The organism is Pseudoalteromonas maricaloris (genome assembly GCF_024746855.1).
Classification (GTDB): Bacteria; Pseudomonadota; Gammaproteobacteria; order Enterobacterales; family Alteromonadaceae; genus Pseudoalteromonas; species Pseudoalteromonas maricaloris.
The window spans coordinates 294,374-317,294 of the sequence record NZ_CP024625.1; the positions used below are offsets into that span (position 1 = coordinate 294,374).

General features: G+C 45.1%; 24 protein-coding genes. 21 read left to right on the plus strand and 3 right to left on the minus strand.

The annotated features are described in order from the left end of the window. Nucleotides 1–26 precede the first annotated feature (26 nt). A complete protein-coding gene (gene plsB, locus CTT31_RS01120; protein ID WP_211859050.1) occupies nucleotides 27–2,453 on the minus strand; it encodes a glycerol-3-phosphate 1-O-acyltransferase PlsB in 2,427 nt (808 codons plus the stop codon). Between the two features lie 471 nt (nucleotides 2,454–2,924). On the opposite strand from plsB, the gene rpsJ reads away from it, so the two are divergent. The 16 genes from rpsJ to CTT31_RS01200 all read left to right on the plus strand — a co-directional run bounded on the left by rpsJ (nucleotide 2,925) and on the right by CTT31_RS01200 (nucleotide 14,736). Beyond that, nucleotides 2,925–3,236 carry a 30S ribosomal protein S10 gene (gene rpsJ / locus CTT31_RS01125; protein ID WP_010376390.1) on the plus strand — a complete coding sequence of 104 codons (312 nt, stop codon included), beginning with the start codon at nucleotides 2,925–2,927 and terminating at the stop codon, nucleotides 3,234–3,236. Nucleotides 3,237–3,263: 27 nt separating this feature from the next. After that, nucleotides 3,264–3,899 (plus strand): 50S ribosomal protein L3, encoded by a 636-nt coding sequence (gene rplC / locus CTT31_RS01130; protein ID WP_010376387.1) that lies wholly within the window; start codon nucleotides 3,264–3,266, stop codon nucleotides 3,897–3,899. 17 nt (nucleotides 3,900–3,916) lie between these two features. Further along, a complete protein-coding gene (rplD, locus tag CTT31_RS01135) occupies nucleotides 3,917–4,519 on the plus strand; it encodes a 50S ribosomal protein L4 (protein ID WP_010376385.1) in 603 nt (200 codons plus the stop codon). After that, nucleotides 4,516–4,818, plus strand: a complete 303-nt coding sequence (gene rplW, locus CTT31_RS01140; protein ID WP_010376382.1) for a 50S ribosomal protein L23 — start codon at nucleotides 4,516–4,518, stop codon at nucleotides 4,816–4,818. The genes rplD and rplW overlap by 4 nt, the downstream gene beginning before the upstream one ends. Before the next feature lie 17 nt (nucleotides 4,819–4,835). After that, the gene (rplB, locus tag CTT31_RS01145) at nucleotides 4,836–5,660 is read left to right on the plus strand and encodes a 50S ribosomal protein L2 (protein ID WP_010607737.1); all 825 of its coding nucleotides are present in this window, start codon (nucleotides 4,836–4,838) and stop codon (nucleotides 5,658–5,660) included. Between the two features lie 16 nt (nucleotides 5,661–5,676). After that, nucleotides 5,677–5,955, plus strand: a complete 279-nt coding sequence (rpsS, locus tag CTT31_RS01150; protein ID WP_010376377.1) for a 30S ribosomal protein S19 — start codon at nucleotides 5,677–5,679, stop codon at nucleotides 5,953–5,955. Between the two features lie 12 nt (nucleotides 5,956–5,967). Continuing rightward, nucleotides 5,968–6,300, plus strand: coding sequence for a 50S ribosomal protein L22 (rplV, locus tag CTT31_RS01155; RefSeq protein WP_010376375.1), 333 nt, complete (start codon nucleotides 5,968–5,970; stop codon nucleotides 6,298–6,300). 12 nt (nucleotides 6,301–6,312) lie between these two features. Further along, on the plus strand, nucleotides 6,313–7,014 hold the full coding sequence (rpsC, locus tag CTT31_RS01160) for a 30S ribosomal protein S3 (protein WP_010376374.1): 702 nt from the start codon (nucleotides 6,313–6,315) through the stop codon (nucleotides 7,012–7,014). 13 nt (nucleotides 7,015–7,027) lie between these two features. After that, nucleotides 7,028–7,441 (plus strand): 50S ribosomal protein L16, encoded by a 414-nt coding sequence (gene rplP, locus CTT31_RS01165; RefSeq protein ID WP_010376373.1) that lies wholly within the window; start codon nucleotides 7,028–7,030, stop codon nucleotides 7,439–7,441. Further along, a complete protein-coding gene (gene rpmC / locus CTT31_RS01170; RefSeq protein WP_010376372.1) occupies nucleotides 7,441–7,632 on the plus strand; it encodes a 50S ribosomal protein L29 in 192 nt (63 codons plus the stop codon). Before rplP ends, rpmC begins: the two co-directional genes overlap by 1 nt. Further along, the gene (gene rpsQ / locus CTT31_RS01175) at nucleotides 7,632–7,889 is read left to right on the plus strand and encodes a 30S ribosomal protein S17 (protein ID WP_010607740.1); all 258 of its coding nucleotides are present in this window, start codon (nucleotides 7,632–7,634) and stop codon (nucleotides 7,887–7,889) included. The genes rpmC and rpsQ (CTT31_RS01175) overlap by 1 nt, the downstream gene beginning before the upstream one ends. A gap of 86 nt (nucleotides 7,890–7,975) precedes the next feature. Beyond that, nucleotides 7,976–8,218, plus strand: coding sequence for a small ribosomal subunit protein uS17 (locus CTT31_RS01180; RefSeq protein WP_260492384.1), 243 nt, complete (start codon nucleotides 7,976–7,978; stop codon nucleotides 8,216–8,218). Between the two features lie 86 nt (nucleotides 8,219–8,304). Continuing rightward, a complete protein-coding gene (locus CTT31_RS01185; protein ID WP_260492385.1) occupies nucleotides 8,305–8,547 on the plus strand; it encodes a small ribosomal subunit protein uS17 in 243 nt (80 codons plus the stop codon). Between the two features lie 86 nt (nucleotides 8,548–8,633). Further along, nucleotides 8,634–8,876, plus strand: coding sequence for a 30S ribosomal protein S17 (gene rpsQ, locus CTT31_RS01190; protein WP_260492386.1), 243 nt, complete (start codon nucleotides 8,634–8,636; stop codon nucleotides 8,874–8,876). A 361-nt stretch (nucleotides 8,877–9,237) separates the two neighbouring features. Then, nucleotides 9,238–11,190, plus strand: a complete 1,953-nt coding sequence (locus CTT31_RS01195) for a HAMP domain-containing methyl-accepting chemotaxis protein (RefSeq protein WP_249122439.1) — start codon at nucleotides 9,238–9,240, stop codon at nucleotides 11,188–11,190. Nucleotides 11,191–11,277: 87 nt separating this feature from the next. Further along, a complete protein-coding gene (locus tag CTT31_RS01200; RefSeq protein WP_260491803.1) occupies nucleotides 11,278–14,736 on the plus strand; it encodes a PAS domain-containing hybrid sensor histidine kinase/response regulator in 3,459 nt (1,152 codons plus the stop codon). A gap of 204 nt (nucleotides 14,737–14,940) precedes the next feature. On the opposite strand, the gene CTT31_RS01205 is transcribed toward CTT31_RS01200, so the two are convergent. Further along, nucleotides 14,941–15,606 carry a response regulator transcription factor gene (locus tag CTT31_RS01205; RefSeq protein ID WP_211859056.1) on the minus strand — a complete coding sequence of 222 codons (666 nt, stop codon included), beginning with the start codon at nucleotides 15,604–15,606 and terminating at the stop codon, nucleotides 14,941–14,943. A gap of 97 nt (nucleotides 15,607–15,703) precedes the next feature. Further along, nucleotides 15,704–17,986, minus strand: coding sequence for a TonB-dependent receptor (locus CTT31_RS01210; protein ID WP_211859057.1), 2,283 nt, complete (start codon nucleotides 17,984–17,986; stop codon nucleotides 15,704–15,706). Nucleotides 17,987–18,234: 248 nt separating this feature from the next. On the opposite strand from CTT31_RS01210, the gene CTT31_RS01215 reads away from it, so the two are divergent. From CTT31_RS01215 to CTT31_RS01235, 5 genes are read left to right on the plus strand one after another with little or no spacing between them, the layout of a single operon-like run. Continuing rightward, nucleotides 18,235–19,539 carry a GntP family permease gene (locus tag CTT31_RS01215; protein WP_260491804.1) on the plus strand — a complete coding sequence of 435 codons (1,305 nt, stop codon included), beginning with the start codon at nucleotides 18,235–18,237 and terminating at the stop codon, nucleotides 19,537–19,539. Between the two features lie 15 nt (nucleotides 19,540–19,554). Then, nucleotides 19,555–20,733, plus strand: a complete 1,179-nt coding sequence (locus CTT31_RS01220) for an E22 family MetX-like putative esterase (protein WP_260491805.1) — start codon at nucleotides 19,555–19,557, stop codon at nucleotides 20,731–20,733. Nucleotides 20,734–20,746: 13 nt separating this feature from the next. After that, complete coding sequence (locus CTT31_RS01225) at nucleotides 20,747–21,502, plus strand: 3-hydroxybutyrate dehydrogenase (RefSeq protein WP_010607747.1); 756 nt, start codon at nucleotides 20,747–20,749, stop codon at nucleotides 21,500–21,502. A gap of 8 nt (nucleotides 21,503–21,510) precedes the next feature. After that, complete coding sequence (locus tag CTT31_RS01230) at nucleotides 21,511–22,215, plus strand: CoA transferase subunit A (RefSeq protein ID WP_260492387.1); 705 nt, start codon at nucleotides 21,511–21,513, stop codon at nucleotides 22,213–22,215. Next, on the plus strand, nucleotides 22,215–22,874 hold the full coding sequence (locus CTT31_RS01235; RefSeq protein WP_260491806.1) for a 3-oxoacid CoA-transferase subunit B: 660 nt from the start codon (nucleotides 22,215–22,217) through the stop codon (nucleotides 22,872–22,874). Before CTT31_RS01230 ends, CTT31_RS01235 begins: the two co-directional genes overlap by 1 nt. Nucleotides 22,875–22,921 lie beyond the last annotated feature (47 nt).

The window sequence follows — 22,921 nt, forward strand, 5'->3', positions numbered from 1 at the left end:
GCCCCCTAAATTGGGGCCTTATGATATTAGACGATATGCTGAATAGACTGATGTATTCGAGCAGGTAGCAGGGCTTTTAAGTACTGCTCTAAGATATGTAGTGATTCTGTGCCACGAATGCCCGCGGCTTCATCTTGTTCTATAAAGCCTTGCTCTTTTAGGCTAGTGACAAACGCACTGAGCACTTTTTTGTCAAAAAACTCTGGGCTTTTGATACCGTGTAAAGTTCCTAGTCGGTCGGCAAGAAGTGCACTTTCTTTTTCAAGCTCGCTACGACTTAATCCTTGATGACGCTTAACTAGGTTAATCGTGATTGCGTAGCGCTCAAGCGTTAAGTGGATCACTTTACCTAACATTTCTAATTGTGCCAATGCGCTACCATCTTTGTTAACTGAGGCTAGGTGACCATCAAAGGTGATTAGACCCTTAGCCGCAAAGTATTCAAAAATAGACTCTATATATCCTGTCTTAAGGTCTGTTAAGAACCACTCTTTTGCAAACAAGGGATACAAAAGCGCTACCTCTTTACGGCACTCATCTACAGTCAAGCTGTAGCGATTGAAGAGCTGCTGAGCGATTAAGCTTGGTACGGCAAACAGGTGCAGAATATTGTTACGGTAATAATTAAGCAGAGCGCGTTCTTTTTCCTTAACACTAATGATGCTGCCAAAACTGTCTTCAATAATATCGAACTTATCAAGCTTAAGTGCATGATCGAGTAAGCCCTCAGAGCTCGAATCTGGCACCGTCGCATTGTCGTGATAAGGTGCATGTCTGTGTAGTCCAAGATACAAATCGAGCTGTTGTAGCAGTTGTGATTTAGGCAATGCAAATTGCTCGTTACTCAGCAAAATAGTCGCAAGCAAATTCACTGAGTTCAGTGCTGCAGAGTTATTTATCTCAGTCATGATAACATCAGCGAGATCGGCAACTTGCTTGTTTAGCCAAGCTGGCTTTTGAGTCTCGGTGGGGTGGATAGAATCACGCCAATCTGGTTGATGCTCATTTAAAAATTGGTTGACTGATATTGGATCGCCAAAATTTAAATACCCTCTACCATAGTTTTTAAGGTTCTTAATCGCCTTAAAAATACCAAAGATAGACTCATTTTTCTTACTGTTGCCAGCTAGCTCTTTGAGGTAGGTGTTGATCTCCATAACATGTTCGTAGCCGAGATACACGGGTACGAGGGAAATAGGTCTATCAATGCCGCGAAGCATAGATTGCAGTGTCATTGCCAGCATCCCCGTTTTTGGTGGAAGTAGACGACCGGTACGACTGCGGCCGCCTTCGGTATAAAACTTAACGGAATACCCTTTGATGAATAACTGACTTAAATATTCCTTGAATACCGCGGAATAGAGTTTGTTACCAGAGAAGGAGCGGCGAATAAAGAAGGCGCCACTACGACGGAAAATCGGGCCCGCAGGGAAAAAGTTGAGATTAACGCCAGCTGCGATATGCGGTGGTACTAAACCCTGATGGTAAATCACATAAGTGAGCAGTAAGTAATCCATATGGCTACGATGACATGGTACGTAAATAATCTCGTGTCCTTTGTCCGCAAGTGCTTGTACTTTGTCTGAGTTATTAACTTCAATACCATTATAAAGCTTGTTCCACAGCCAAGTGAGGGCCCTGTCAGCTACACGTACCATGGCGTCTGAATAGTTTGCGGCTATTTCGTCTAATAACCTCAGTGCTTGTAATCTCGCTTCTTCCTGACTTAGACCTTTTGCCTTTGCTTCGTCTGCAATGGCTTTTTTAATACTTTGCGACGCTAAGATAGAATTAAATAGCTGCTCACGTGATGGCAGTTTGGGGCCGGTAGCGGCCAATTTTTGACGACGGAAATGCACACGTGCAACGCGCAGTAGCTTATGTGGTAGCTCCTCAACGTCTGCTTTATCGTTTAACAATTGGTTGAGTTCAATCGGGCGGGAAAATCGAACAAAGTTATCCCGGCCAGAAAACAAGATCACAAAGCATTTGCGCAGCCAGCTCGGTGTTAATGAGTTGGATAATAAGGTTCCCACACCTGGCTTTTCTTTACCTGGATTACGACCCCACAATATGGTGACCGGAATAACCTGCGCATCGGTATTGTTATCATCTTTTAGCGCTTCAAAAATCGCTTTGCTATGTTCAAGCGCATCACTTGGTTTATGACTATTACCAAAGACACTTGGCGGAGTCTGGATCCCAACAAAGCGATTGAGCTCTTTGTTGCCTATTCGCGCTTTTTGAGACGGTCTTGGTAAACCAAGCTTTTTACACATAACGTCTAGCGCGACCATGTCTGATACCGAGTCGAGTCTCGCTACATAAAATGTGGGAATGCTGGGATCTAGCTCGTAATCCTCGATGGGATGCTCTGGCAATACTTTACTTTTAACAAAAAGCCAGTTGCTACAGCGAGCGATGGTTGTAAGCAAATAAGAAAAAATCTGCATGGGAATACCGAACAATTATCATTAGCCATAGAATACCAAGATTTAACTGGACTGACCATTTACAAAGGCGTCATCCATGTTTTCTTGTCGCAATATTTCACTATGGAAGACTAACAGAAGCGAACGCTTGAGTAGAGTGAATTTTGTTCTATGTGCTTTGTGTGGGAGAAAGATGGTGTATGTTCAAAGCGCTGTATCTGCGCGACAGCGCCTACGGATCCTAGCTATAAAATTACTTTGTATTAGTTGTTGCATTTATCACCAATATCACTATAATATGCAGACTTTCTTGACCATAGTGTCTAGGAAAGTAAATGAAAGGTCTGGATTTCAGGCCCTATGAACAGGAACTCCAATTGTGAGTTCAACGGTAGAAATAAATTAACAACCGACTTCTCAGGAATTATTGAGTTAGTCTCGGTCGTTTTTTTATGCTCTTTTTAAATGCTCTTTTTATTTTGAGGTTTAAGAATGTCAAATCAACGCATTCGTATTCGCCTAAAAGCTTTTGACCACCGTTTGATTGACCAATCAACGGCGGAAATCGTGGAAACAGCGAAGCGCACTGGTGCACAGGTTCGTGGTCCAATCCCACTACCTACGCGCAAAGAACGTTTCACAGTATTGATCTCTCCGCACGTAAACAAAGACGCGCGTGATCAGTATGAAATCCGCACCCACAAACGTCTGATCGACATCGTAGAACCAACTGACAAGACTGTAGACGCTCTAATGCGCCTAGACCTTGCTGCTGGTGTTGATGTTCAAATCAGCCTGGGTTAATCGGAAGATTAGAGAGGTTTTAGGAAAATGGCATTAGGTCTAGTCGGTCGTAAAGTGGGTATGACACGTATCTTCACTGAAGATGGTGTATCTATCCCTGTGACAGTTATCGAAGCGACTCCTAACCGTGTTACGCAGATCAAATCTGACGCAACTGACGGTTATAACGCGCTTCAAGTTACTGCAGGCGAGAAAAAAGCAAGCCGTGTAAACAAACCAGCAGCGGGTCACTTCGCTAAAGCTGGCGTTGAAGCGGGTCGCGGCCTGTGGGAATTCCGTCTTAACGGCGGTGAAGGTGAATTTGAAGTAGGTTCAGAGCTAACTGTTGAACTTTTCACTGAAGTGAAAAAAGTAGACGTTACTGGTACTTCAAAAGGTAAAGGTTTCCAAGGTGGTGTTAAGCGCTGGAACTTCAGCATGCAAGACGCAACTCACGGTAACTCTCTATCTCACCGTGCTCCTGGTTCAATCGGTCAAAACCAGTCTCCTGGTAAAGTTTTCAAAGGTAAGAAAATGGCCGGTCAAATGGGTAATGTTCGTTCAACGACACAGAACCTTGAACTAGTACGTGTTGACGCAGAGCGTAACTTGCTTTTAGTTAAAGGTGCAGTACCTGGCGCTATCGGCGGTGACGTTATCGTTAAACCAGCTGTTAAAGCATAAGTCCTGGAGATTTAGTGATGGAATTAGCAATTAAAGGCGCTGGCGCGCTTGAAGTTTCCGAAGCTACTTTTGGACGTGAGTTTAACGAAGCATTGGTACACCAAGTAGTTGTTGCTTATGCAGCAGGTGCTCGCCAAGGTACTCGTGCTCAATTGACACGTTCTGAAGTACGCGGTGGTGGTAAGAAACCATTCCGCCAAAAAGGTACTGGCCGTGCACGTGCTGGTACAATCCGCAGCCCAATCTGGCGCAGCGGTGGTGTGAGCTTTGCAGCTAAGCCGCAAGATCACAGCCAAAAAGTTAACCGTAAAATGTATCGCGGTGCGATCAAGAGCATTCTTTCTGAGCTTGTTCGTCAAGATCGTCTAGTAGTTGTTGAAAACTTTGGTCTAGAAGCACCAAAGACTAAAGAACTAGTAGCTAAGCTTAAAGAACTTGAGCTTAAAGACGTACTAATCGTGACTGAAGAAGTAGATGAGAATCTATTCCTTTCTGCACGTAACCTGTACAAGGTTGACACGCGTGACGTAGCTGGCATCGACCCAGTAAGCCTAATCGCTTTCGATAAGGTTCTGATTACTGCTGCTGCTGTTAAGCAACTTGAGGAGGCGCTAGCATGATCCGTGAAGAACGTCTTTTAAAAGTAATCCTTGCTCCACACATCTCTGAGAAGAGCACTGTATCTGCTGAAGAAAACAACACTATCGTTTTCAAAGTAGCTAAAGATGCAACTAAAGCTGAAGTTAAAGCAGCTGTAGAAAAGCTTTTCGAAGTAGAAGTAACTGGTGTTCGCACTCTAAATGTTAAGGGTAAGACAAAGCGTACTGGTATGCGTTTTGGCCGTCGTAGCGATTGGAAAAAAGCATACGTTACTCTTAAAGAAGGTAGCGAGCTAGACTTTGTCGGCGGCGCCGAGTAATAAGGGGAGTTAGAATTATGGCACTTCAAAAGTGTAAACCAACTTCTGCGGGTCGTCGTCACGTCGTTAAAGTGGTTAACCCTGATCTACACAAGGGTAAGCCTTACGCTCCGCTATTAGAGAAAAACTCTAAATCAGGTGGTCGTAACAACAACGGTCGTATCACGGTTCGTCACATCGGTGGTGGTCATAAGCAACACTACCGTGTAATCGACTTTACACGCACAAAAGATGGCATTCCAGCTAAAGTTGAGCGTCTAGAGTACGATCCAAACCGTAGCGCAAACATCGCTCTTGTATTATATGCAGACGGTGAGCGTCGTTACATTATTGCACCTAAGGGTCTTAAAGCAGGTGATGCAATCCAATCTGGTGTTGATGCACCAATCAAGGTTGGTAACACACTACCTATGCGTAATATCCCTGTAGGTTCTACTGTACACAACGTTGAACTTAAACCTGGCAAAGGTGCACAAATTGCACGTTCTGCTGGTGCTTACGTACAGATCCTTGCTCGTGAAGGTCAATACGTAACACTACGTCTTCGCTCTGGCGAAGTTCGTAAGGTTGAGTCTGATTGTCGTGCGACTCTTGGCGAAGTAGGTAACGCAGAACACATGCTACGTTCACTAGGTAAAGCTGGTGCAAATCGTTGGCGTGGTATCCGTCCTACAGTTCGTGGTGTTGCCATGAACCCGATTGACCACCCACACGGTGGTGGTGAAGGTCGTACTTCTGGTGGTCGTCACCCTGTATCTCCATGGGGCGTACCTACTAAAGGTTACAAGACTCGTAAGAACAAGCGTACTGATAAGTTTATCGTACGTCGTCGTACTAAATAATAGTTGAGGAATTGCCATGCCACGTTCTCTCAAGAAAGGTCCATTTATTGACCTACACTTGCTGAAGAAGGTAGAGAAAGCGTTGGAAAGCGGTGACAAGAAGCCAATTAAAACTTGGAGCCGTCGTTCAATGATCATACCTAACATGATCGGATTGACCATCGCTGTCCATAATGGTCGTCAGCACGTTCCTGTGTTCATCACAGACGAAATGATCGGTCACAAACTGGGTGAATTTGCACCTACACGTACTTACCGCGGTCACGCTGCGGATAAGAAAGCTAAGAAGCGTTAATCGGAGGGTATGATGGAAGCATTAGCTAAACACAAATTCGCCTCTGGTTCGGCGCAGAAAGCACGTCTAGTGGCAGATCAAATCCGTGGACTTCCGGTTGATCGCGCGCTAGAAATCCTGGCGTACAGCCCAAAGAAAGCGGCTGTATTAGTTAAGAAAGTACTTGAGTCTGCTATCGCGAACGCGGAGCACAACGAAGGTGCTGACATTGATGAGCTTAAAGTGGCTAAAGTATTTGTAGACGAAGGTCCTACAATGAAACGTATTATGCCACGTGCTAAAGGACGCGCAGACCGTATCCTTAAGCGTACAAGCCACATCACTGTTGTGGTATCGGATAGCTAGGAGATATAAGTAATGGGACAAAAAGTTCATCCTACTGGTATTCGCCTAGGTATCTCAAAGCCTTGGGTATCTACTTGGTACGCGAATACAAAAGATTTCTCTGAACAGCTTTTTGGCGATCACAAAGTACGTCAATACCTTACTAAGGAATTGAAAAGTGCTTCTGTAGCTAAGATCGTTATCGAGCGTCCAGCTAAATCAATCCGTGTAACAATTCACACAGCTCGTCCTGGTGTTGTTATCGGTAAAAAAGGTGAAGATGTTGAAAAGCTTCGCCAAGCTGTAACTAAGCTTGCTGGTGTACCTGCGCAAATCAACATCGCAGAAGTACGTAAGCCAGAGCTAGATGCACAGTTAGTTGCTGACGGTATCTCTTCTCAGCTAGAGCGTCGTGTTATGTTCCGTCGTGCTATGAAGCGCGCAGTACAAAACGCAATGCGCCTAGGTGCTAAGGGTATCAAAGTTGAAGTAAGCGGCCGTCTAGGCGGTGCTGAAATCGCACGTTCTGAGTGGTACCGTGAAGGTCGTGTACCTCTACACACTCTACGTGCTGATATCGACTACGCAACTTCAGAAGCTTTGACCACTTACGGTATCATCGGTGTTAAGGTTTGGATCTTCAAAGGCGAAGTAATTGGTGGTCTTCCACTAGTTCAAGAGCAAGAGAAGCCAGCTAAACGTGCGCCGAAGAAAGCTAAAAAAAGTGCTAAGTAAGAGGTAGCGACTAATGTTACAGCCAAAACGTACAAAATTCCGTAAGGTACACAAAGGCCGCAACCGTGGTCTGGCTACCAGCGGTAACAAAGTTAGCTTCGGTTCTTTCGGCTTGAAAGCGACTGGCCGTGGCCGTATGACTGCTCGTCAAATCGAAGCAGCTCGTCGTGCTATGACACGTCACGTCAAGCGTCAAGGTAAAATCTGGATCCGTGTATTCCCAGATAAGCCAATTACAGAGAAACCGCTTGAAGTTCGTATGGGTAAAGGTAAAGGTTCTGTTGAATACTGGGTTGCTGAAATTCAGCCTGGTAAAGTACTTTACGAGATGGAAGGTGTTTCAGAAGAGCTTGCTCGTGAAGCATTCGACCTAGCTGCTCGTAAATTACCTTTCAAAACAACATTTGTAACTCGGACGGTAATGTAATGAAAGCTAGCGAACTTAAAGACAAAAGCGTAGAAGAGCTAAATGCTGAACTTCTAGAGCTTCTTCGTGAGCAGTTCAACCTGCGCATGCAAGCGAGCACTGGTCAGCTAGCTCAAACTCACGAGCTTAAGAAAGTACGTCGCAATATTGCGCGTGTGAAAACGGTTATTAACCAGAAGGCAGGTGCATAATGAGCGATAAGATCCGTACTGTACAAGGTCGTGTAATTAGCGACAAAATGGACAAGTCAATCGTTGTTGCTATCGAGCGTCAGGTTAAACACCCGATCTACGGTAAGTTCATCAAGCGTACAACTAAGTTGCACGCACACGATGAAAACAACACAGCACTAGCAGGTGACGTCGTAACTATTCGCGAATGTGCACCAATCTCTAAGAAAAAATCTTGGACGCTAGTTGACGTGATTGAACGTCCTAAGAAAGCTTAATTTTAGTTTTTAACTAAATTAGACTTTTATAAAGCCCCGGCATTAGCTGGGGCTTTTGCGTTTCTGGATAGCTTTTATAAGCCGCTATCGTAGTTAGCGACAAAATGGACAAGTCAATCGTTGTTTCTATCGAGCGTCAGGTTAAACACCCGATCTACGGTACTCTTTATAGAAAGAAAGCATCAAGCGTACAATTAAGTTGCACGCACACGATGAAAACAACACAGCTACTCACAGGTGACGTCGTAACTATTCGCGAATGTGCACCAATCTCTAAGAAAAAATCTTGGACGCTAGTTGACGTGATTGAACGTCCTAAGAAAGCTTAATTTTAGTTTTTAACTAGATTAGACTTTTATAAAGCCCCTGCATTAGCTGGGGCTTTTGCGTTTCTGGATAGCTTTTATAAGCCGCTATCGTAGTTAGCGACAAAATGGACAAGTCAATCGTTGTTTCTATCGAGCGTCAGGTTAACCACCCGATCTACGGTACTCTTTATAGAAAGAAAGCATCAAGCGTACAATTAAGTTGCACGCACACGATGAAAACAACACAGCTACTCACAGGTGACGTCGTAACTATTCGCGAATGTGCACCAATCTCTAAGAAAAAATCTTGGACGCTAGTTGACGTGATTGAACGTCCTAAGAAAGCTTAATTTTAGTTTTTAACTAAATTAGACTTTTATAAAGCCTCGGCATTAGCTGGGGCTTTTGCGTTTCTGGATGGCTTTTATAAGCCGCTATCGTAGTTAGCGACAAAATGGACAAGTCAACCGTTGTTTCTATCGAGCGTCAGGTTAACCACCCGATCTACGGTACTCTTTATAGAAAGAAAGCATCAAGCGTACAACTAAGTTGCACGCACACGATGAAAACAACACAGCTACTCACAGGTTACGTCGTGACTATTCGCGAATGTGCGCCAATTTCTAAGAAAAAGTCTTGGACGCTAGTTGACGTGATTGAACGTCCTAAGAAAGCTTAATTTTAGTTTTTAACTAAATTAGACTTTTATAAAGCCCCAGCATCTGCTGGGGCTTTTGCGTTTCTGGATGTATGTTTGAGCGCAACGAAGATGGTTGGTTATTACCTCTATATACTTATTTGTTCCAGAGTCGATAGCTTTATCGCAGTGCTGGACGTAATACGCCGCTCCTTATTCAACAAGCCAATCATAAATATGGAGCATTAAAGGTCGTTACTTTACTTTGTTCGATTTTTAATCGGTACATTTCTTTACTAAATCAAAAAACACGACAATGATTATTGTATTAAATACAAGCTAATAGTTTTGGCATCTATGAATGCTGATAGGCTTATCTATAAATACAATGTCAGGTGCTTTTATGCTTTCTAAGTTAAGGTTAAGCCAACAATTATCTACTTCATTTGGAGTAATGATTGTACTTATGGTTGTACTCTCTAGCGTCGCTTATGTTGGATTGAATGGCGGTTATAGTAATTTTGTTGAGTATCGCTCTTTGGCAAGGGCTAGCAATCTAGCAAGTACATTAGAAGCGAATTTGCTCTCACTTAGGATCAATGTGCTGAATTATTTGAAGCAGCAATCAAAAGACGATATTGAACAATTTGAACAGAAGGTAAAGCTTTTACATGATGAATTAGCGGAAGCCAAGGAGGCCCTTAGTCAAAAAGAAAGCAAGCAGCTCATTGAAAAAAGTGAAACAGCTTTGGTTATATATGAAACTGCTTTTAGGGAGATTATGGCACTTTATGGTCGTAGAAATACTGTGGTTCATGACGGGCTGGATAAAATAGGCCCTCAAATGCGCAAGAATATTTCGCAATTAATAGAATCTAGCATTGATATGAGTGACTTTGAAGGACTTGCGGCTGCTACACATATGCAGGAAAAGCTGCTGCTAGGAAGACTTTTCGTAACGAAATTCTTAGTGAGTAACCAGTTAAATGACTACAACAGAGCCATGGATGAACTAAAACAAGAGAAGATGTTTCTAACTCAGTCTAAGTCTAGGTTTATGAATGAAAATGCAAAAAATTTACTGCTTGATATAGAACAATCAGGAGAACGCTACTTAGATGGAGTGAGAGAAGTACAAGATATTATCACAGAGAGAAATCGACTGATTACCGAAGTACTAAATATTAATGGTCAAAATATCGCAGAGCATTTGGCACGTGTGAAAGAATCGATCAAGGAAAGGCAGGATGAATTAGGTCCCATAGCTCAAAGTGAGAGTAGGAAGACAGTAACAATTATTATTGCAGTATCTGTTGTGGTAATTTTGTTAGGCTGCTTTTTAAGTTGGTATATCACACGACTAATCAAAGCCCCTATTGGTGGGGAGCCAAAAGAAATCGCGGAAGTGGCATCAAGGATAGCCAGTGGCGACCTCACACTACAGTTTGACAGGGGGGAATCGGTTAGCGGTATTTATTTGGCAATGCGTGATATGGCTGACAAACTAAAAGCCATCATTGCAGAAATCCAAAGCTCCACGCATGCATTATCTTCCTCGTCGGAAACTCTTAGTGCTATCACCTCCCAGTCTAAACAAGGAGCAGACAACCAAATGGAGCAACTCAGTCATAGTGCTGTTTCGATGAATGAAATGGCTGCCACGATTGCTGAGATAACCCAAAGTGCTCAACTCGCAGCGGATGCCGCGACCGATGCCGATTCTCAATCTAATTCAGGTGTTCAAGTTGTTGTTGCAACACAGCAAGCAATGGAAGGTCTAGTTGGTAAAATAGAAAATGTTAGCAAAACCATTGAGAATCTTGAACAAGAAACAGAGTCGGTAGGTTCTATTTTGGATGTTATCAGGGGTATAGCGGAGCAAACTAATTTGTTGGCGCTCAACGCAGCAATTGAAGCCGCAAGAGCTGGCGAACAAGGGCGAGGCTTTGCTGTAGTGGCCGACGAGGTGAGAAGCCTTGCGAGTCGCACCCAAAAGAGCACGGACGAAATTCAAGAGATGATCTCTAAGTTGCAAAATGAAGCGAAGCGCTCCGTTGGTATGATGCGAGAGAACGTGAAAGATGCTAAAGATACAGCGGACAAGTCAGCGAAAACGGATGAAGTGTTACAAGCGATTTCCTCCTCTGTGAGTACGATTAAAGATATGAACCTGCAAATAGCCAGTGCTTCTGAGGAGCAAAATACGGTTACACAGCAACTTTCGCAAAGTGTGACAGAAATCAGCGAAACTGCGCAAGAGACAGCAACCGGAGCCGAGCGAGCGTCAGATGAAGCATTGTCGCTGCTGTCTTTATCCCGTGCACTGGATAAATCGGTCAGCAGTTTTAGGTTATAAGTGGTGATAAGCTGTAGCACTAAAGTGTGCTGTCTTTTTACTGTACAGCCGTTATGCTAGAGCAAATAATAAAAAATCATCACAGTTATGTTTTCTATCGGGCTGATCAGTCTTATTGCGCTGCTGTATTTAGCGCTTTTATTTACCATTGCATGGGGCGCAGATAGGGCGAGTACTAAATTTAGATCTTATCGTGCCAAGCAAGTTACCTACGCCTTGTCACTTGGGGTGTATTGCACCTCTTGGGCGTTTTTTGGTACTACCGCGCAAGCGGCAAATAATGGCTGGTGGCTTGCCCCAACTTATGTTGGCACGATTTTACTGTTTATATTTGGTTGGCAAGTCTACACACGAATTGCTGAAATATGCCGCCAGCAGCAGCTCACCTCTATGGCGGACTTTATTGCCACGCGTTACGGTAATTCCTCTAGTTTGTCTGGACTCATTTCTCTGATCTCTGTTATTGCGGTCGTGCCCTATATTGCCCTTCAGCTTAATGCTACCAGCGCCAGTATCGGTATGCTAACAAGTGACACCCAGCGGGTGAGTGTCGCGTTTTGGCGAGATAGTACTTTTTATATCACCTTGCTGTTAGCCCTGTTTGCTATTTTGTTTGGCACTCGTAGGCTGAGACCGAGTGAGCATAACCCGGGATTGATGACTGCCATCGCCTTTGAGTCATTAGTTAAGTTACTAGCGTTTATTGCTGTCGGTGTTTATGTCTGTTTTGTGCTCTTTGAATCACCTACTCATTTATTTAACCAGGCGGAGCAGCAGGGAATTACCAAGCAAATAGAGGCATCGGCTAGCCCAACCTATGTTTATTTAGTTCATGTTCTTTTAGGGGTATTGGCAACGTTGTGTTTGCCGAGGCAGTTTCATACCTCTTTTATTGAATATGATGAACAAAACCAATTTAAGACCGCACGCTGGTTGTTTCCCGTTTATTTGTTGCTGATTAATTTATTTATTTTGCCGATCGCCTATGCCGGGCTGGTGTATTTTAATGGTCAAGATGTTGGCTACGATACGTTTGTGCTTGCCTTACCACTGGGATCTGATGCACCTTTAGTCGCTTTGATAGCCTTTTTAGGAGGGTTCTCTGCGGCGACGAGCATGGTGATAGTCTCAGCCATCGTGCTATCTATTATGATCACCAATGACTTTATCAATCAATTTTTGTTGCGCCGCTCGCAGTTAAATTCGAGCCATCGGGGTTTATCTAAGTTTAATCTGCTCAATGCTCGACGGGTGGTTATTGTTGGCATTTTATTATTGAGTTACGCCAGTCATCGCGTGCTGGCTGAGGGCAACACGTTGGCGAATATGGGGCTCATGTCATTTGCCTTGGTTGCGCAGTTTGCGCCCGCTATGGTGGTTGGTTTATGGTGGCGTGGGGCTTCATGCTTAGGCGCGCAATTGGGGATTGTGACGGGGTTTGCTATTTGGTTTTACACGCTGTTGTTACCGAGCCTCATTAGTGGCTTTAACTTCGAAAGTAACTGGCTGAGCGCGGGGCCTATGAATATAAGATGGTTAGCACCTTTAGACTTTTTGGGTCTGGGGTTAGACAGTACGAGCCAGTCCGTCTTGATCTCTTTAAGTGCAAATTTGTTGGTTTATTTGCTGGTGCCGTTTATTTCATCCGCACGTCTTGCTGAGCGGCTACAAAGCAATAAGTTTGTCATGCCGTCCAAGTCTGCACAGTCCGCTAACACGGTATTGAGTTACCAGGATTTGGCAACATTACTGCAGCGCTTTAGCGAGCAAGCGCGTGCACAGCAGCTTGTAGAGCTTCATTTTCCTAAAGAGCCTGCTAACTGGAAACTGCCAGCGCCATTGCAAGTGGAAAATATGATCGAGCGGGAGATGTCGACGCTCGTTGGAGGGGCATCTGCGAAACTGATTTTAGATGTTGCCAAAGATGAAAAACGCCAACCTTTAGAGCAAGTTGCAGAATTTGTCGATGAAGCGTCACAGGTGCTACGTTTTAATCGCGACTTACTACAGTCAACGATAGAAAACGTCAGTCAAGGGATAAGTGTAGTAGATAGCCAGCTGCAATTGGTCGCTTGGAACCAGCGCTACGCAGAAATGTTTAATTATCCAGACAATGCGTTGTTTATCGGGCGTCCTGTGGCTGAGCTTATTCGTTACAATGCGCAGCGTGGACTATTTGGTGATGCTGATGTAGAGCAGCAAGTAGAGAAACGTCTATCACATTTACGACGAGGCAATGCGTATCGCTACCGCCGCGAGCATCACGATGGTCGAGTGTTTGAAATGCAAGGTAACCCATTGCCTGGAGGTGGATTTGTAACGACCTATACGGATATCACCGAGTTTGTAAAACAACAATCCTTACTAGAGCAAGTAAATGTAAATCTAGAAGAAACGGTCGCGGCAAGGACCAAAGAGTTGATAGACGCCAACCGTGCTTTATCTTCTGCGAAACGCCAAGCGGAACATGCAACGGAGAGTAAGACCCGCTTTTTCGCCGCAGCAAGTCATGATCTGTTACAGCCATTTAACGCAGCGAGCCTGTTTTGCTCATTGATGAGTGAAAAGGCCCAAGGGACCGACTTAGCTGAGCTTTCGCAAAGCATTAAAAGTTCATTGGCAAGTGCTGAAGAACTGTTGTCGAGCATTCTTGAACTCACAAAGTTAGAGGCTGGGGCGTTTAAGGTTAATCGCTCGCGCTTTGCATTGTCGTCACTGCTGGAACCATTGGAAAATGAATATGGGGCGGTTGCGAAAGACAAAGGATTAGCGTTTGCGGTGCGGGTTTGTGATGTCATGCTCTACACCGATAAAGCACTGCTAAAAAGGGTATTGGGAAACTTACTGAGTAACGCTATCCGTTACACTGAGTCTGGTACGGTAAGACTTATCGCTGAATGTCAGGGGGAGAGTGTTTCTATCATTGTTGAAGACACAGGAGTGGGTATTGCAAAGCAAGATCAGGACGCCATATTTCAAGAGTTCAAACAGCTTCACAGTAAAGAGTTAGCACAGGGGTTAGGACTTGGACTTGCGATCAGCAAACGAATTTGCGAAGTGTTGGAAATTCCCATTACCCTTGGCTCACAACTTAATAAAGGCACACAATTTACCTTAACATTGCCAAGTTTTGGAATGCAGACAGATCAAAAGACCGAAGTAACCGCTGACAAGCCCAGCGGTGATTCGCAATTATCGGGTCTATCTATTTGGTTGCTAGATAATGATGCCAACGCACTTAATGCATTATCTCAAGTATTACTAAGTTGGGGGTGCCAAGTAGCTGTGGCACGAGATGAAGCAGAGCTTAGCGCGCTGCAAGCAACGAGTCGGGCAGATATGCTGATCGCGGATTATCAGCTTGATCATGGTGTCACGGGACTTGAGGTAATAGCAGCGCTTGCGCTTGATGATATGCCAATCATTATTAACACGGCTAACCATGACGAGGCTATACGCGAGCGAGTGAGTGATGCAGGGAGCCCATTACTCTATAAACCACTTAAAACGCCAGCCCTAAAGCGCATGATTAAGCGACTAATCTAGTTATTTAACCTGAGGTTTGGATAAGGAATGTTCCAACTCATTGTTTCTAAAGCACAACTTAGTTTTTTCCTTGTCTAGCCAGAGAGTTTTAGGGAAAGCAAGGCGAATTTACGCACCAATAGCTGGCTATTGGAAGTGAATTCAACGCAGTTAGCGCTAAAACTGGCTGCTAGAAAGGCATTAATTATCCGCAGCTCAGGTTATTTAAGCACTCGCTTCATCGTCGAGATGTACATCCGTAGCCAGCTGATTAAATAGGATCCCAGCTTGGGTGCGGTTATACACATTGAGCTTTTTTAAAATAGCTGAAACATGCTGTTTGATGGTGGTCTCTTGAATCGACATCGCATACGCAATCTGCTTATTCAAAAGGCCGTCGGCAATCATGGTTAATACTCGATATTGCTGGGGAGTTAGCTTTTCTAAATTACGTGCAAATTGTGCTTGTTCGCTGTCATTTTCAGGCGCGATATCCACGATTTCGGGTAACCAAGTTTCTCCTTCAATAACCAGCTTGATGGCATCACTGATCACCTCTAGTGAGGAAGACTTGGGAATATAAGCGCTTGCCCCGAGGGCAATGCATTGGCTAATAACGGCTGCCGATTCGTTGGCTGAAACCATGACCACTAATATGTCTGGATACTGATTTCTTAACCGGGCAAGACCTTCGAGACCTTTCGCGCCAGGAATAGATAAGTCTAAAAATACTAGCTCTGTTTCAGGATGCGCGAGCAACATCTCGAATAAGCTGTCTAAGGTACTGGCTTCTTTGATAGGGTCATGACCAATCGCTTGTGCAGCGGCTTGTTTGAGTGCGCTGCGAAATAATGGGTGGTCATCAGCGATGATTGCTTGCACCTGAGACATCCTTAACTAACTCCTAGTATCCGTTGTTATAGGGTATTTCCAAAACTACATCAAGTGATTGAGATAGCGAGGCTCCCTAGCAGCCTCGCTTTCGGTGCTAAAAACGATAACCCACGGTAAGCGAAACGGTTCTTGGGTCGCCAAAGTAGCCTATCAAGGTATTATCACCACCAAGCCCCGGCGTGTACTTACTCACATTACTCGGATCGCTTGGGTCTGGTGTCACGAACTGATAGCCTCCTATCATATATTCTTCATCCGTCAGGTTTTTCCCATGAAGACCAACACGCCAATTGCCATCTGTGCTATACCAATTAATACTCAGATTGACTAAACCATAGCTATCCTGCGTCAGTAGGCTATCTTCCTCAAATAAAACATAATCACCACGATGGTAGTAGCTGGCATTGAACACCCAATCGCCAATATCACTGTAGAGCTTGTATGTCGCCCCAAAGTTAAAAGTTAAATCAGGGGTGTTAGAAATACTAAAGCGGTCTGATTTGTCAAATGTCGCACCGGTGTCTGGATTAGTGTCGAGTACCTCTTCGAAGTCACTGTCTATATATCCTATCGCGGCATCAAAACTCAGCGCCTCTGTAGCGACATAGCTAAGCTCGGCTTCAATACCATTTGCTGTAGACTTACCAATGTTGCCAAGTCGTTGGTTTAGATCGGCTGAGGTTGCACCGGGCAACACGGAAATATATTGGCGGTCTTTGTGATCTAATGTGAATAGCGTGATATTGGCTCTTAGATTATCGTGCCACTCGCTTTTCATACCGATTTCGAATGAATCTACGATTTCAGGGTCTGCAGCAGGCTCTGCGGTGCTAGCTCTGGGGTTGAAGGTGCCGGATTTAAATCCTTGAGCATAGCTGGCAAAGAACATGATATCGCGGTTGTATTGATATTCCACTCCCACTCTTGGTGTAAACCGTGACCAATCTTCTTCATCATCAAGCACTGACGGTACGAGTTCACCTGCAGGGCGTGTATAACCTGGGATCCAATTTGATTCGGGATACACGACATCAAAGACCAAACCATTGCTGACTTGTGCTTCTTTGCTGTCTTTAGTGTAACGAGCGCCCAATGTGAGCGACCACTGCTCTGCTAAATCAATGGTGCCTTGAATATACGCGGCTTTACTATTTGAGTTGTTACAACCACTGACTTCTCGCGTAAGACCGGGAGCGCCCAAGCTTTGTCCTAACACTTCCAAAATTGCTTGGAATTGGCCGCATGACTCGCCATCGTAATAATATAGACCAGAGACAAATTTATAGCCGTTACCTGCATGGCTTAGCTGTATCTCATGCGTGGTTTGCTCGTCATCATAAATGGCGGGTACATCAAAGATCCGTAATGGCGTATTATCAAAGTCGATATTGGTCGGGGAGTAACTATCTCGGCTAGCACCGATGTATTTTATTGTGGTGGCGTCAGAAAGATCCCAGCGAGCGGTCAAACTATATCCCTCAAGCTCGACTTTATTCCAAGTTGGCATACTAGTGTAAGAATCAAATACGCTGTCAGGCACGGGGGCGTCAGTCAGTAAGCTCGGCAACAACCGATAACCCCCTTTAGAGTTGGAGTCATCGTCGGTTTTATCCCATGCTAAACGGAAGAACAAATCATCGCTTGGACGATATTCTAAGGTTAACCGCGCAGCTTGAATTTCTTTATTGTAGTTTTCCTTGTCTTGGCCGGGTAGCGTTGAAACCTTGAACTCACCAAAGCCATCTCGATTCAAAGTGGCAAAGCCATAACCTAGATAGAGCGTGTCTTCCACGAGCGGCAGTTGACCTGTGATCTTAAGATCGCGTTGATTATAACTACCAACAGTCCCTTCCACGTTAAAAGTCGCATCGCCAGACATTTCCTTAGTGACATATTTTATTGCGCCACCAATGGTGTTTTTGCCGTATAGCGTTCCTTGCGGTCCTCGTAGTACTTCAATCTGTTGTACATCAAGGAGGTCAAGTACGGCCCCTTGTGGCCTTGCTAAATAAATGTCATCGATGTAAATGCCTACACCAGGTTCATAACCCCATAATGGGTCTTGTTGCCCCACACCACGAATAAAGGCAGTGAGGGTAGAGTTAGTACCTCGGCTAGCTTGAAGCGTGGTATTGGGTGAAAACTGCTGGACTTCAGAAAGTACTGAAATGCCATTTTCGAGTAGATCGGTTTCACCGATAGAAGTCACTGCAACTGGAACGGTTTGAAGGTTTTCTACCGTCTTACGCGCCGTGACTTCGATGCGTTCTAGCTTGCCTTCTGATTGTGTTGCTTGTTCTGCTGCCGCTGGGCTGACTTGAGTTGCGAGTGTAATAGCCAACGCGATAGCTGAATATCTAGGTTGGTAAATGTTCATCCTGTGATCCCTATTATTGTCATTTTGGGTGCTTGTTGTCACACCAAAGCATAGGGGAGTTGTAAAGTTTTTCTATTAGTACCTTAGTACTAATGCCTTGATACGCTAGGATTAACACGGGGTGTAGGGCTTCTATAACCTTAGTACTATGGTTTTTATTGCGCCTGCACGCCACACTGATATTCATCAACAGCATGCCCAACACATCAACTTATAACGGGCATTAATAACAATAAAAGGAAGCCCTTATGCTCAGTATGCTTGGACTGGCAGGAGGACTTGGCCTGCTTATTTGGCTAACTCTCCGTGGCGTAAACTTGTTTATCGCAGCTCCACTGTGCGCTTTATTGGTCGCATTAACGAGTGGCGTTGCGCTATTTCCCACAGAAGCTGTAGAAAGCAGCTTTCTTACACTCTATATGGATGGCTTTGCTGGCTTTTTGAGTGCTTGGTTTTTCATGTTCTTGCTTGGCTCTTTGTTCGGTAAGTTCATGGAAGACAGTGGTGCTGCCGACAGCGTGGCACGCTATATTGTCGACAAGTTAGGTATGAAACATGCGGTATTAGCGGTGGTGATTGCCTGTGCGGTACTAACGTATGGCGGCGTCAGTGTTTTTATTGTCGCTTTCTCTGTCTATCCTATGGCGCTTAGCTTATTTAAAGATGCCAATTTACCAAGGCGCTTTATTCCCGCAACTCTGGCTTTCGGCTCAGTCACCTTTACCATGACTTCGGCAGGCTCCCCGGAAATCCAAAACTGGATCCCAATAAAATATTTAGGCACTTCGCCTTATGCGGCTTGGGAAGTCAGTCTAGTGGTTGCCACATTTATGGCTATTACTGGCTATTGGTGGTTGAAAAAGATGATAGCCAAAGCGGTGGCAAATGGAGAGCACTTTGAGGCGAAAGAAGACGACCCTGAAATCCATGAACGTAACTATCCTCATCCAATCACTGGCGTACTGCCTCTAATCGTGGTGTTGATTTTATCTTTTACACTTCATGATGTGCTGCAGCAAAATGCACTTATTGTAGCTCTACTTGGCGGTGTACTCAGTATTGTCGCGATTAACTTTAAGCATTTTCACAACATAGGGGCCGCGATTAACTTAGGTACAACAGGTGCGCTAGTTGCTATCGGTAATACTAGTGCGGTAGTGGGTTTTGGTGCGGTAGCAAAAAACACCGAGGCATTTCAATTAGCGGTCGATATGATGACACAGATGCCGGGTAATGAGCTACTTGGCGCCGCTGTGGCGGTAAGTGTAATAGCCGGTTTAACTGGCTCTGCATCCGGTGGGCAAGCTATTGCGTTACCTTTAGTGGCACCGCACTACATTGATGCGGGTGTCAATCCAGAACAATTACATCGTGTTGTCGCTATTAGCTCAGGCGCTTTGGATACCTTACCGCACAACGGTTATGTGGTCACAACCATTCGCGCCATCTGTAAAGAAACACATCAACGAGCATACTGGTCCATGGCTGCGTTGACTGCGGTCGTGCCGCTGGTGGGCGTTGCCCTCGCATTAACCCTATTCATCTTATTTTAACGGAGAGATACAGCAATGAAGCGGATTTTCCTGTTACTCTTGTTCGTTGCCAGCAATATTGTCTATGGCAGTGAGACAAACAAACCTATGCTGGTTGAAAAGCGGTCATTTACACTCGCGCATTTTACTACGGAGTCTGGAGTCAGCATTCCTGACGTTAAGGTAGGCTGGGAAAGCTATGGCAAATTAAATGCCGACAAAAGCAATGCAATTTTGATCACGCATTTCTTTTCTGGCACATCTCACGCTGCGGGTAAGTATCGAGAGTCTGACGTATTGGCAGGTTACTGGGATGCCATTATCGGCCCGGGTAAAGCGATAGATACTAACAAGTACTTTGTGATAAGCGCAGATACTTTGGTCAATGCAAACTGGCATAGTAAAGATGTGATCACGACGGGCCCGGCGTCTATTAATCCGAAAACAGGCAAACCTTACGGCTTGGATTTTCCCGTGGTGACTATCGGTGATTTTGTTGAAGTGCAAAAGCAACTACTGGATAGCTTAGGTATCGACAAACTACATGCGGTGATGGGCGCGTCTATGGGGTCTTTCCAAGCGTTAGAATGGTCGGTGCGCTATCCCGAAAAAGTGTCACGTTTAATTCATGTGATTGGCGCGGCAAAGATGGATGCTTGGACCGTTGCGGCGTTAGAGAAATGGGCTTTACCTATCCGACTTGATCCAAATTGGCAGGGCGGGGACTACTACGACGGGGAAAGGCCGCTTGCTGGACTCACGGCTACGATGCTTAATATTACTCAAGACGCGATGCACCCCGCTATTTACAACGCCAGTTTTCCAGACTTTATTGTGCTTGATCCCAAAGCAAAACAAGATATTCGTCAGCTTCCTAAACTCAGCCAAACGCTAGCCACGCGCGCACGAGCGAGGGCTGAAACGCAAGATGCGAATTCTATCTTGTACTTAGTCCGCGCCTCGCAACTATATACCGCAGGCATGCAAGGTAATTTTGATAGCGCTATCGATAAAATCACAGCAAAGGTTTTGTTGATGCCTGCAAGCAATGACTTGTTATTAAGGCCTGAGCCCATTCGTAAGTTAGCAGAAACCCTTAAAGCCAAGAATAAAGACGTGCAAATTACAGAGATAGAAGGCGTTTGGGGGCATTTAGACGGTATTTTTTCAATTCAATCACAGGCTGACACCATTGCTCAGTTCTTAGCAAAATAATCAAGGAGTGACGATGAAGACGGCGTTGATCACAGGGGCTGCAAGTGGCATTGGTCGCTATATCGCGATGGCCCTGAGCAAACAAGGTTACAGCCTATTACTGGTAGACTTGAACTTAGCGCAAGCACAGACGGTGGCCGAGTCTATCGTCAGTGACGGAGGAAATGCTCAAGCGTTTGCGCTCAATATAGCTAATAAGCAAGACATCGCTGACTTTATCCGTCAGCACGATAACATTGATGTGCTTATCAATAATGCAGGCGTGCAACATGTTGAAGCACTAGAGCATTATCCAGAAGATAAATGGCAATTGCTGCAAGACGTGATGCTAACAGGCCCCGCCATGTTGTGTAAGGCGGTATTGCCGCATATGCGCAGAGGAGGCTTTGGCCGCATCGTCAATATTGGTTCTATCCACGCCTTAGTTGCTTCTAAATATAAGTCTGCTTATGTCGCTGCAAAACATGGGTTAATGGGATTTGGCAAAGTATTGGCGCTGGAAACCGCGGACTGCGATATCACCGTGAACACTATTTGCCCCGCTTATGTAAAAACCCCATTGGTAGAACAGCAAATTACCGCGCAAGCGAAACAGCATGGGATCAGCGAAGATGAAGTGATAAACAATATTATGTTGGCGCCAATGCCGAAAAAGGCCTTTATAGGGTTGGATGAGATTGCGCATGCTGTCAATTTTTTACTCGCAAATGAGTCACGCAACATTACTGGCCAAGCCATTGTGCTGGACGGCGGCTGGACAGTGCAATAGGAGGAATGATGGCTGGATTTGATAAGGTAGTCGTAAGCTACGAAGAAGCAATGGCAGGACTTTGCGATGGCATGACCGTGATTGCAGGGGGCTTTGGTTTGTGTGGGATCCCTGAAGGTTTGATAAGCCAAATACGCCACTCGGGCACAAAGGACTTAACCGTGGTTTCTAATAACTGCGGAGTAGACGGGTTTGGTTTAGGGATTTTGCTTGAGGATAAGCAGATCCGCAAAATGGTGGCTTCTTATGTGGGAGAAAACGCCTTGTTTGAGCAGCAGTTATTGAGCGGTGGATTGGAAGTTGAATTAACTCCACAAGGGACACTTGCAGAAAAGATGCGCGCAGGTGGAGCTGGGATCCCCGCTTTTTACACCGCAACAGGCGTTGGTACACCCGTCGCTGAGGGTAAAGAGGTAAAAACGTTTGGTGATAGAGAATATATTTTAGAGCCGAGTATTACGGGAGACTTTGCCATTGTAAAAGCGTGGAAAGCAGACCGTTTTGGCAACTGTATTTATCGCCACACCGCCATGAACTTTAACCCGATGGCCGCAACAGCTGGAAAAATTACTGTCGTTGAAGTGGAAGAAATAGTTGAGCCCGGCGAAATCGAGCCGAGCCAAATTCATACCCCCGGAATTTATATCGACAGAGTGATTCTAGGACAGTTCGAAAAACGCATCGAAAAACGTACTGTGAAGGAGCAAGTATAGTGACACTAACCAGAGAGCAAATGGCCATGCGAGTGGCACAGGAATTAAGAGATGGGTTTTATGTCAACCTTGGCATTGGGATCCCCACGCTGGTGGCCAATTATGTGCCACAGGGCATGGATGTGATGCTGCAATCGGAAAACGGCTTATTAGGCATGGGCGCTTATCCAACTGAACAGGAAGTGGATGCGGATATGATCAATGCGGGTAAGGAAACCGTTACGGCCCGTACGGGAGCCGCCATTTTTAGTTCGGCAGAAAGCTTTGCAATGATCCGTGGCGGTCATGTGGACCTGACGGTGCTTGGCGCCTTTGAAGTAGATCAGCAAGGTAATCTTGCCAGCTGGATGATCCCAGATAAGCTTATCAAGGGCATGGGTGGTGCGATGGATCTTGTCGCTGGGGCTAAAAATATAATTTGTACCATGACGCATGCGAATAAACAAGGCGAGTCCAAGCTACTACAGCACTGCAGTTTACCGCTCACCGGCGTAAACTGTATCAATAAGATAGTAACCGATCTTGCGCTGCTTGAAGTCAAAGGTGGTGCGTTTCATTTACTTGAGCGAGCTCCCGGTGTTAGCATCGCGGAAATACAAGCCAAAACCGCTGGTATATTGATTTGCCCAGATGACGTACCGGAGATGGCGTTTAGCTAGGATTGCACTAAAGCTGAGTTACCACGCTATGCACGCAGCTGGCTGTA